This is a genomic window from Nocardia sp. NPDC050435 (genome assembly GCF_040655395.1).
Taxonomy (GTDB): Bacteria; Actinomycetota; Actinomycetes; order Mycobacteriales; family Mycobacteriaceae; genus Nocardia.
In genome coordinates this window covers 290,157-300,591 of record NZ_JBFAJW010000008.1, presented here as the reverse complement: position 1 = coordinate 300,591, position 10,435 = coordinate 290,157, and the positions used below count along the sequence as shown (strand labels likewise).

The 10,435-nt window shown below is 68.6% G+C and carries 11 protein-coding genes; 7 read left to right on the top strand and 4 right to left on the bottom strand.

Annotated features, from left to right (window positions below):
- Positions 1–62 precede the first annotated feature (62 nt).
- Positions 63–485 carry a helix-turn-helix domain-containing protein gene (locus tag AB0I43_RS25155; RefSeq protein ID WP_356974315.1) on the bottom strand — a complete coding sequence of 141 codons (423 nt, stop codon included), beginning with the start codon at positions 483–485 and terminating at the stop codon, positions 63–65.
- A gap of 40 nt (positions 486–525) precedes the next feature.
- Here AB0I43_RS25155 and AB0I43_RS25150 point away from each other — a divergent pair, with 40 nt between their 5' ends.
- Positions 526–1,359, top strand: coding sequence for a class I SAM-dependent methyltransferase (locus AB0I43_RS25150; protein WP_356974316.1), 834 nt, complete (start codon positions 526–528; stop codon positions 1,357–1,359).
- Positions 1,360–1,413: 54 nt separating this feature from the next.
- Complete coding sequence (locus AB0I43_RS25145) at positions 1,414–1,971, top strand: putative glycolipid-binding domain-containing protein (protein WP_357432682.1); 558 nt, start codon at positions 1,414–1,416, stop codon at positions 1,969–1,971.
- A gap of 37 nt (positions 1,972–2,008) precedes the next feature.
- On the opposite strand, the gene AB0I43_RS25140 is transcribed toward AB0I43_RS25145, so the two are convergent.
- Together AB0I43_RS25140 and AB0I43_RS25135 are read right to left on the bottom strand one after the other, a co-directional pair.
- Positions 2,009–4,303 carry an excinuclease ABC subunit UvrA gene (locus tag AB0I43_RS25140; RefSeq protein WP_356974318.1) on the bottom strand — a complete coding sequence of 765 codons (2,295 nt, stop codon included), beginning with the start codon at positions 4,301–4,303 and terminating at the stop codon, positions 2,009–2,011.
- A gap of 71 nt (positions 4,304–4,374) precedes the next feature.
- On the bottom strand, positions 4,375–5,247 hold the full coding sequence (locus tag AB0I43_RS25135) for an alpha/beta hydrolase (protein ID WP_356974319.1): 873 nt from the start codon (positions 5,245–5,247) through the stop codon (positions 4,375–4,377).
- Between the two features lie 183 nt (positions 5,248–5,430).
- Between AB0I43_RS25135 and AB0I43_RS25130 the strand changes: the two genes are divergently transcribed.
- A complete protein-coding gene (locus AB0I43_RS25130) occupies positions 5,431–5,745 on the top strand; it encodes a nuclear transport factor 2 family protein (RefSeq protein ID WP_356974320.1) in 315 nt (104 codons plus the stop codon).
- A 45-nt stretch (positions 5,746–5,790) separates the two neighbouring features.
- Positions 5,791–6,096 carry a hypothetical protein gene (locus AB0I43_RS25125; RefSeq protein WP_356974321.1) on the top strand — a complete coding sequence of 102 codons (306 nt, stop codon included), beginning with the start codon at positions 5,791–5,793 and terminating at the stop codon, positions 6,094–6,096.
- A gap of 59 nt (positions 6,097–6,155) precedes the next feature.
- On the opposite strand, the gene AB0I43_RS25120 is transcribed toward AB0I43_RS25125, so the two are convergent.
- Complete coding sequence (locus tag AB0I43_RS25120; RefSeq protein WP_356974322.1) at positions 6,156–6,815, bottom strand: MspA family porin; 660 nt, start codon at positions 6,813–6,815, stop codon at positions 6,156–6,158.
- Positions 6,816–7,054: 239 nt separating this feature from the next.
- On the opposite strand from AB0I43_RS25120, the gene AB0I43_RS25115 reads away from it, so the two are divergent.
- The 3 genes from AB0I43_RS25115 (at position 7,055) to AB0I43_RS25105 (ending at position 10,351) form a co-directional block, all read left to right on the top strand.
- The gene (locus AB0I43_RS25115) at positions 7,055–8,290 is read left to right on the top strand and encodes a transcriptional regulator (RefSeq protein ID WP_356974323.1); all 1,236 of its coding nucleotides are present in this window, start codon (positions 7,055–7,057) and stop codon (positions 8,288–8,290) included.
- 118 nt (positions 8,291–8,408) lie between these two features.
- Positions 8,409–9,926 (top strand): aldehyde dehydrogenase, encoded by a 1,518-nt coding sequence (gene adh / locus AB0I43_RS25110; protein ID WP_356974324.1) that lies wholly within the window; start codon positions 8,409–8,411, stop codon positions 9,924–9,926.
- Positions 9,927–9,946: 20 nt separating this feature from the next.
- Positions 9,947–10,351, top strand: a complete 405-nt coding sequence (locus tag AB0I43_RS25105; protein WP_356974325.1) for a DUF779 domain-containing protein — start codon at positions 9,947–9,949, stop codon at positions 10,349–10,351.
- The last annotated feature ends 84 nt before the right edge of the window (positions 10,352–10,435 follow it).

The window sequence follows — 10,435 nt, the reverse complement described above, 5'->3', positions numbered from 1 at the left end:
GGGCCACACCGGCAAACCGTGGGCGAAACTCCTCGAACATGCTGCGCGCGAAGCGCATTCGGCTATGCGCCGGCCTGGAACCGGCTTTCCGGGCGCGGCGCCGGGGCGGCGTCGAGGATGCCGAGAAAGGTGGGGCATTCCAGGTGGCTGGGCGCGGGGCAGGCGGCGGCGTGGCGCAGGCTGTCGCGCATGGCGCTGAGCTCGCCGATCCTGCGATCCAGCTCGTCGGCCTTGGCGGCGAAGACCGCGCGGTCCAGGCGGGGGCGCCCGTCCGCGCCGAACATGCCGGCGATCTCGTCCAGCGAGAAGCCCACGCCGCGCGCCGCGGCCACGAGCGAGAGCCGTTGCAGCACGGCCGGATCGAACAGCCGGCGCAGGCCCCGGCGCCCGACCGAGGCGATCAGCCCGCGCTCCTCGTAGTAGCGCAGCGTGGAGGCGGGCAGACCGGTGCGGTGCGCGACTTCGGTGATATCCAGGGTGTCCACGGGTTGACCTCTAGTCGACTTGAATTGACACAGTCTAGGCATGGACGCCACACAGCGAAACGAAGACCAGCGGTCGCGCTGGAACGGACAGTCGGGCAATGCCTGGGTGCGGGCGCAGCACATCGTCGACGAGGTCCTGCAACCCTTCGAGGACATCCTGGTCGACACCGCCCGCGCCCTCGGCCCGCGGCGCGTGCTGGACGTCGGCTGCGGCACCGGCGGCACCACGCTGGCCGTGGCCGGCGCGCTCGGCGCGAGCGAGGTCGTCGGCCTGGACGTCTCGGAGCCGATGATCACCGCGGCGCGCGAGCGGGCCGCCCAGCACGACGCCGCGGCGACTTTCGTGCTCGCCGACGCCCAGGCCCACACCTTCGATACCCCGTTCGACCTCATCCTGTCCCGGTTCGGCGTGATGTTCTTCGACGACCCGGTGCGCGCCTTCACCAACCTGCGCCGCGCCGCCGCCCCCGGCGCGCACCTGCGCTTCATCGCCTGGCGCGACCTGGACGAGAACCCCTTCATGACCACCGCCGAGCGCGCAGCCGCCGCTCTGCTGCCGCAGCTGCCCGCCCGAATCCCGGACGCGCCCGGGCAATTCGGCCTCGCCGACGGTGACCGCACCGCGGCGATCCTGCGCGAGAGCGGCTGGCGCGAGCTCACCGTGGACCGCCTCGACGTCGAGTGCTCCATGCCCGAAGAGGTCCTGAACTGGTATTTCACCACCCTGGGCCCGGTCGGCCTGGCCCTGCAGGGCGCGGACGAGGCGACCCGCGACCGGGTCGTCGAGGCCGTCCGCCCGGCCTTCGAACCTTTTGTCGACGGCGCGCGCGTCCGCTACACCGCGGCCTGCTGGTTCGTCGGCGCGACCGCCTGAAAGCCTACCGGCCCACCGGATTCGGGCTAGCGTCGGTGGAATGACAGGCATCGTATGGGTGAAACCGGAGGGCGCCGAAATGGCGGAGGTGGAGCTCGGAGCCGGGCGGCTGCGGGCGACGGGATCCGCGATCGGGGTGATCCGGTGCCGTACCAGATGGAGTACGAGCTCACCACCGGCGACCGCTGGGTGACCGAGCGGCTGTTCGTGCGCACCTTCGGCACCGGCTGGTCGCGCACCCTGGAGCTGACCAACAGCCCGGCCGGGAAGTGGAGCATCGCGGCGGAAAGCAAGGGCCAGGTCGAATTGCCGTCGCCGGGCGGCGATCCGGCCGCGGTCACCGGCGCGCTGGACTGCGATCTGGGGTTGTCGCCGCTGACGAACACGATGCCGGTGCTGCGCGGCGGGTTCCTGCAGCACGGCGGCGGTGAGCACCTGATGGCGTGGGTGTCGGTGCCGAGCCTGGTGGTGATCCCCTCCCGGCAGACCTACCGGCACGCCCGCCCCGGTGTGGTGACCTACTCGAGCGAACGGTTCCGGGAGGAGATCGTTTTCGGCGCGGACGGCCTGGTCGAGGACTATCCGTCGATCGGGCGGCGCGTGCGGCCCTGACGGGCGCACCGGCGCGGGGCCGGTGCGCCCGCGCCGGTCACGCCGCCTTGTACTTGCGCAGGTACTCGCCGGTCAGCGAGGTGGGGTGGGCCAGCAGCTCGGCCGGTGTTCCGGTGCAGACGATCTCACCGCCCGCCTTGCCGCCGTCGGGCCCGAGATCGATCACCCAGTCGGAGTGGGCGACCACGTCGAGGTTGTGTTCGATGACCACGACGGTGTTGCCGCGCTCGACCAGGTTGTCCATCAGGGCGAGCAGGGTGTCGACGTCGGACATGTGCAGGCCGGTGGTCGGCTCGTCCAGCACGTACACCGAGCCGGTATTGCCCAGCTGCGTCGCGAGTTTGATGCGCTGGCGCTCACCGCCGGACAGCGTGCTCATCGCCTGACCGAGGCTCAGGTAATCCAGTCCGACCTCGTTCATGGTGCGCAACTTGGCATTCAGTGCCTTCTCGGTGAAGAACGCCAGCGCCTCCTCGGCCGAGAGTTCGAGCACGTCGGCGATGGACTTGCCGCGTAACCGGTGCACCAGCACCTCCTCGGAGAAGCGGCGGCCGTCGCAGGCGTCGCAGTGCGTGGTGACCGGATCCATGTAGGCGATCTCGGTGATGATCACGCCCCGGCCCTCGCACTGCTTGCAGGCGCCCTCGGAGTTGAAGCTGAACAGACCCGGCGTCTGACCGCTGGCCTTGGCGAAGAGCTTGCGGATCGGATCCATCAGGCCCAGGTAGGTGGCGGGGGTGGAGCGCGAGGAGGCGCCGATGGCGGACTGGTCGACGAAGATCGCCTCGGGGTGCTCGCGCACGAACACGTCCCGGATCAGCGAGCTCTTGCCCGACCCGGCGACGCCGGTGATCGAGGTGAGGATGCCCGTCGGGATCGCGACGGTGACGTCCTTGAGGTTGTGCACGCTCGCGTGCTCGATCAGCAGCTCACCGGTGGCGGCGCGGAAGCTCTCCTTCACCCGGAACGGGCGGCGCAGACCGGCCCCGGTCGGGGTGTCGGCGGTGCGCAGTTCGGCGAAACTGCCCTGGAACACCACCTGCCCGCCGTGCACGCCGGCGCGCGGGCCGACATCGACGATGTGGTCGGCGATCTGGATGACATCGGGATCGTGCTCGACCACCAGCACGGTGTTTCCCTTGTCCCGCAACGCCCGCAGCAGATCGTTGAGCCGGCCCACGTCGCGCGGATGCAGGCCGACGCTCGGCTCGTCGAAGATGTAGGTGAGCCCGACCAGCGTCGAGGACAGGTGCTTGATCATCTTCAGCCGCTGGCCCTCGCCGCCGGACAGCGTCGAGGTGGCCCGATCCAGGCTCAGGTAGCCCAGCCCGATATCGCTGACGCGGCGCAGCGCGGTGCCGATCGCCTCGGCCAGGCCCAGCGCCGCCGGGTCGGTGATCTCGTCGAGCACCGTCAGCAGGTCGGTGATCTGCATGCGTGACCAGTCGGCGATATTGCGGCCGTCGATCCGGGTGGCCAGCGCCGCCGCGCTGAGCCGGGCGCCCTGGCAGGTGCCGCAGATGCCCTCGGTGAGGAATTTGGCGATCTGCTCACGCGTCTTCTCGCTCAGCGCCGAGGTGTCGCGTTGCAGGCGGGTGCGGGTGAACTTCGCCGCCAGCCCTTCGTAATTCGCTTTCCACGACCCCTTGGCGAAGGTCAGTTCCACCTGCCCGCCGCTGCCGTAGAGGAAGTCCTGCCATTCGGCGTCGGTGTAGTCGGCGAGTTTCTTGTCCGGGTCGAACCGGCCGGAACTGCCGTACATCTGCCAGTCGCCGCTGCCCGGCGCGTGCGCGGGCAGCAGGATCGCGCCCTCGTTCAGCGACTTGCTCCGGTCGACCAGGCGGTCCGGGTCGGCCTGCGCGCGGAAGCCGAGCCCGTCGCAATCCGGGCACATGCCCTGGGGCACGTTGAACGAGTAGTCGTAGACCAGCCCCGAGGACGGTGCGCCGAAGCGCGCGAACATCGCCCGCACCATCGAGTAGATGTCGGTCATGGTGCCCACCGTCGACCGCGGCCCGCCGCCCACCGGCTGCTGATCGATGATCACCGGCGCGTTCAGCCCCTCGATCGCCTCCGCGTGCGGGCGTTCGTAGCGCGGCAGGAAGTTCAGGATGAACGCCGGAAAGGTGGCGTACAGCTGCCGCTGCGATTCCACGGCGATGGTGTCGAAAACGATCGAGGACTTGCCCGAGCCCGAGACGCCGGTGAAAACGGTGATCTTGTTCTTGGGAATCTCCAGCGACACATTGCGCAGATTGTGCTCACGGGCGCCGAGGATTCTGATGACCTCGGTATCGGTGGTGGTCGGAACGGCGAAATCGGTTGCAGGCATGCCGGACACCCTGCCATGCCGCACCGACAAAATGCTGCGGCAGGAGTGACTCAAATCACATAATCACGCGGCTAGACATAATTGATCGAGAGGCGCTCCAGAAACTTTCGCAGCAGCGCCGCGACCTCGGCGGCGTGGGTCTCCAGCAGCCAGTGCCCGCCGTCGAGAACGTGGAGTTCGGCGCCCGGATGATCGCGGTGATAAGCGCGCGCCGCGCCCTCGGGCATATAGCCGTCATGACGTCCCCACACGATCAGCGTGGGCGGGCGGTGCTCGCGCAGATAACGCTGCTCGCGGGCGAACCACGCCACGGTGTGGCGCTGATCGGCGAGCAGTTCCACCAGATGCGCGCGCCGCTCGGGCGTATTCGTCACCGCCCAGGCCAGCGTCCACAGATCGGGACTGACCTGGTCGGCCAGCGGCTCGGGCAACTCGCCGCGGAATTCGTCGCGGAAACCCGCGAGGCTGACCCCCGCCGCCAGCGCTTCCTTTCCGGCCGGCGTCGGATCGTTCCAGAACCGTTTCAGCGGGGCGTATTTCGGGCCGTGCTGATCCTCGTAGATGTCCCCGTTCTGGATCACCAGCCCGCGCACCCGCTCCGGCGCGGCCATGGCCAGCCGCAAACCGAATTGCGAGCCGTAATCATGCAGGTAGATCACATATTCGCGCAGGTCGAGCACCTCGGTGAAGCGCAGCAGGAATTCGGCGTATCCGTCGAAGGTGTAGGAGAAATCGGGCGGCGCCGCGCTGTAACCGAAGCCGGGGAAATCCGGCGCCACGGTGCGCCAGCCATCGGCCAGCGCGGGCATGAGCGCGCGGAATGCGAACGACGACGACGGATATCCGTGCGGCAGCAGCACAATCGGACCGTCCGGCGGACCCGCCTCCCGATAGAAGGTATCGATTCCGTCCACGGTCACCCGGCGATGACGGATCTCGGTCATACACATCCTCCCGTATTTCGCGTGATCGTTTTCGGGAGGCGATACCCGCCCGGGCGGCGGCTCATGCGTCCCGGCCGGAAAACGCCCGCCGCGTCGCGACGGATTGACAGCATCCGGGGCCTACAGTGAGTGCTGATTATTAGCTGCTCATACCCGCGCAAGACGATTCGAAGGGTTGATCAGATGACCGCACCGCAACTGGATCCGGTGGTCGGAGAGTTCGTCGACGCGCTCAACGCCCATGATCACGATCGGTTGTTCGCACTGCTGACCGAGGACGCGACGATGTCCGACGACGGTGTCACGCGCAATATCGGTCAGTGGACCTCCAGGGAAATCTTCGACAGCAACGGCCGGATGAAAATCGAATCCGTGACCGGCAACGGTCGCGAATTGGTCGCCGATTACACCAATTCCCGCTGGGGCTCGATGCGCACGAACTGGCGATTCACCGTGCGCGACGGCAAAATCAGCCGCTTCGAGACCGGCCAGGCGTGATCTAGGCTCCAGGGGTTGTCCGGCCCCAGGTCACCAGGAGGAAAGATGAAACCAGGCACCGGTCTCGCGGTTGTGGCGGTCGCGGTGCTGCTCGCCGGCTGCACCGATATCCAGACGGCGCTCAACCGGGGCGGCGACACCCCCTGCAGCGAGTACGTCACACAGGATCCGGACACCAAGCGGGTGACGATCACCAAGTTCGTAAAGCAGCAGACCGGGCAGGAGAACGAGCCCGCGGGCACCGTGGTGGACGCGACGCTGGTCTCGGTCGATCTGCTCTGCGGCGCTCAGCGCAATGCCGAGACCCCGATCAAGAACGCCGACGTGGCAGGCATCTTCCTCAACAAGTAAGGCCCGCTTCGCGATCGACCGCGGCGCCCGTCCAGCTCGGACGGGCGCCGCGCGCGTGCTCAGCCGATATTGAAGGGCTCGCCCCACAGCGTCACCCGGGATTCGGCGTGCGCGGTGCTGATGTCGACCCGCACGAAGGACCGGGCCCGCGTGGTGCCGCCGTTGCAGCCGTCGATGCTGAACGGCTCGTCGGTCCAGGTGACGCTGCCCTGCCGGCCGATCACCTGGTGGTACACCCGCCCGGGCACCGAGGCCTCCTCGCGGGGCCGGATGTCGAGCAGATACCGCGCGATGGTGCGCCCGGAGGCCAGCGTGATCATGCGCGAACGTTCCGGAGTGTCGTTGCCCGCCAGCGCGACCGCGCTGTTGCCGACCGCGGACAGCGCGTCGATATCGGCCTGACAGGCCACGACGTAGCCGGGATAGATCTTCATCGCCGCGTCCGCCGCGTCGGCGCCCGACACCTCGACGCCGCCGCGCCCGCTCACCCACAGATTGCGCCGCCCGGCCACCAGACCGGGATTGAGCTTGGCGGATTCGCCGGTGAGCCGCACCGTGACCAGCGTGCCGTCGCCGAGATCGCGGGTGATCTTCCCGTCCGGTAGCGCGAGGAAGGTCTCCGCGTGCGCGGGCGGAGCGCCGCACCACGCGGCGAGCACGAGAACCCCGAGACCGAAGGCCTTGCGCGCGAGGCCTTTCCTACCCTGCCTGCTGACCATGTGCTCCCTTATGCGTTCGAATGTGCACGAGAGGTGAATCGAGCTGAGGTAGCGCTGAGATGACACTGCCGCCGCGGTGTTCGCTAGCGATCGGCAAAGGATAGCCGGACGTTTACTAGCCGCGCGCGGGGGTAGGACGGTCGGCCGTCGCGCGTCGAGCGGGCCACGAAAGTTCCGCGCGGCAGCCATGCATACGCCATGATGTGAGCACGAATGTGAGTCGCTCGATCCTTCCGACGATGAGGTTTTCCGAGGTGGCCCTGTTCCCCAACCTCAACCAGCAACGCGCAGAACTGGAAAAGGAATGGTCCAGGTGGGCCACGTCCACGTCGACCGCTGCCCGCCTGAAGCCCCGGACACCCTTGCTACGCAATGAGGTAGCGCAGTCCTGGCAGCGCTCGCTGCACACCGTCGACCCGGCGCGCACCGTCGCGCCGGGCCTGGACGACGTCGCCGACCGCTGGGCCGAATCGCCGCTGCGGCGCCCGATCACGGCGCTCGCCGAGCAGTTGCGGGCGGTCACCACCGAGGCCGGGTACGTGGCCGCGGTTACCGACGACACCGGCACCATCGTGTGGACCTGTGGCGACCGCACCATCCGGCGCCAGGGCGAGTCGGTGAACTTCGCCCCCGGCGGCTGCTGGGACGAAAGCCACATGGGCACCAACGGTTTGTCGCTGGCGCTGCACACCGACAGCCCGGTGACGGTGTTCTCCGCCGAGCATCTGGTCGCCGCGCTGCACGGCTGGGTCTGCTACTCCGCGCCGATCCACGGACCCGACGGCCGCCGGCTCGGCGTGCTCGATCTGTCCAGCCGCTGGGAGCGGTCGCATCCGGCGGTGATGACCTCGGTGCGGGCGCTGGCGACGGCGGCCGAAACCATGCTGGGCGCCAGCGATCCCGTGCCGCGCGCGGGCGTGCGCCTGGAATGCCTGGGCACCGCACGGCTGTTGCGCGAGGGGCGGCCGGTGCCGCTGCCGCCGCGCCAGCTCGAGATCCTGGCGCTGCTCGCCCTGGAACCCGACGGCTACACCCCCGATCAGTTGCACGCCGCGGTCTACGGCGACCGGCCGGTGTCCATCGGCACGCTCAAAGCCGATGTCTCCCATCTGCGCCGGGCCACCGGCGGCGAGATCGCCAACCGCCGCTACACCCTGACCGGCCCGCTGTCCTGCGACGCGGTGGACCTGCTGGCGGCCATCCACTCCGGCGACACCAGCGCCGCGGTATGGCTCTATCGCGGTCCGCTGCTGCCGGGTTCGGATACCCCGGGCGTGCTGGAGTGGCGCGACTACCTCGACGTCGGCGTCCGCACCGCCGTGCTGGCCAGCGACCGCCCCGAACACGCGGTGTCCTTCGGCGAGCGCGCCCCCGACGACATCGAGATCCACGAGCACGCCCTGCGCCTGCTCCCCCACGATGACGTGCGCCGGGCGGTCGTCAACGCACGGTTGCATACCGCTCTGCGGCACTAGGATCCGGCCGCCGCCCGGTGGCGGCCGTGGGCTCGCGCGCGGACTCGAGCGCACCAACCTCGTTCCAACCTTTGCGCGCAATAGTTGCCGCACGAGGTTTCCGTGAGGAGCGAGCGCCATGATCTATGCCAAGCCAGGGTCCGATAACGCCATCGTCGGGTACGCCACCCGCTACGACAACTTCATCGCCGGCGACTGGGCACCTCCGATCGAGGGACGCTACTTCGACAACCCCTCGCCGGTGGACGGCGAAACCTTCTGTGCCGTGGCGCGTTCCACCGCCGCCGACATCGATATGGCCCTGGAGGCCGCGCACCGGGCCGCCGAGGGCTGGGCCGCCACCTCCCCGACCGAGCGCGCCAACATCCTGAACCGGATCGCCGACCGCATCGAGAACAGCCTGGAGCCGCTGGCGGTCGCCGAGACCTGGGACAACGGCAAACCCGTCCGCGAGACCCTGGCCGCGGACCTACCGCTGGCCGTCGACCACTTCCGGTACTTCGCCGGGGCCCTCCGCGCTCAGGAGGGGAGCGTCGCGGAGATCGATGCCGACACCATCGCCTATCACTTCCACGAACCGCTGGGCGTGGTCGGCCAGATCATCCCGTGGAACTTCCCCATCCTGATGGCGGCCTGGAAGCTGGCGCCCGCCCTCGCGGCCGGCAACTGCGTGGTGCTCAAACCCGCCGAACAGACCCCGGCCTCGATTCTGCTCGTGGTGGAATTGATCGCCGACCTGTTGCCGCCCGGCGTGCTCAACGTGGTCAACGGATTCGGTGTGGAGGCAGGCAAACCGCTGGCGTCGAGCCCGCGGGTGGCCAAGATCGCCTTCACCGGCGAGACCACCACCGGCCGGTTGATCCTGCAGTACGCCAGCGAGAACATCATCCCGGTGAGCCTGGAGCTGGGCGGCAAGAGCCCCAACATCTTCCTGCCCGACGTCCTGGCCGCCGACGACGAATTCCTGGACAAGGCCGTCGAGGGTTTCGTGATGTTCGCGCTGAACCAGGGCGAAGTGTGCACCTGCCCGTCGCGCGCGCTGGTGCACAGCTCCATCTACGACGAGTTCATGGAGCGCTGCGTCGCGCGCACCCGGGCCATCACGGGCGGCAACCCGCTCGACGACAGCACCATGATCGGAGCACAGGCCAGCAACGACCAATACGAGAAGATCCTGTCCTACATCGACATCGGCCGCCAGGAAGGCGCCCGCGTGCTCACCGGAGGGGAAGCACGCAAAGTCGAGGGACTGCCCGGCGGCTACTACATCCAGCCGACCATCTTCGAGGGCAGCAACTCGATGCGCATCTTCCAGGAGGAGATCTTCGGACCGGTGGTGGCGGTCACCCGCTTCGACACCACGGCGGAAGCGGTCCGGATCGCCAACGACACCCTCTACGGGCTGGGCGCGGGCGTGTGGACGCGGGACGGGAACACCGCGTACCGGATGGGCCGTGCGATCAAGGCGGGCCGAGTGTGGACCAATTGCTACCACGCCTATCCGGCTCACGCGGCGTTCGGCGGGTACAAGAAGTCCGGCATAGGACGGGAGAACCACAAGATGATGCTCGAGCACTACCAGCAAACGAAGAACCTGCTTGTGAGCTACTCCCCCACCAAGCTCGGGTTCTTCTGATGCAGAACCGGATGCGCCAGATGCACAGCAGAGTCCACCGGGTAGGAATGACCGACGCCGCGCGGGCCATGCTGCGCCGCCTGATCGAGCAACACGGACCGGTGCTGTTCCACCAGTCCGGCGGCTGCTGTGACGGCAGTTCGCCGATGTGCTTCCCGTCCCGGGAATTCCACGTCGGCGCCGCCGATGTGCTGCTCGGGCACCTGGCCTGGCACACCGAATTCTGGATGAGCGGTGATCAGTTCCAGCTCTGGAAGCACACGCACCTGACGGTGGACGTGGTGGAGGGCCGCGGCAGCGGATTCTCGCTGGAGGCGCCCGAGGGCGTGCGGTTCCTCATCCGCTCGCGGCTGCTGACCGAGGTCGAACTGTCCACCCTGGCGGCGCTGCCGCCGCCGCGCACGGGAGCCGACGAGCTCACCTGAGACCCGGTGATGATCGGGCGGCACGGTCCTTGGCAACCGCGCCCCCGATGCATTACCTGCCGCGCCGGCCGACTCGCCGCAGAC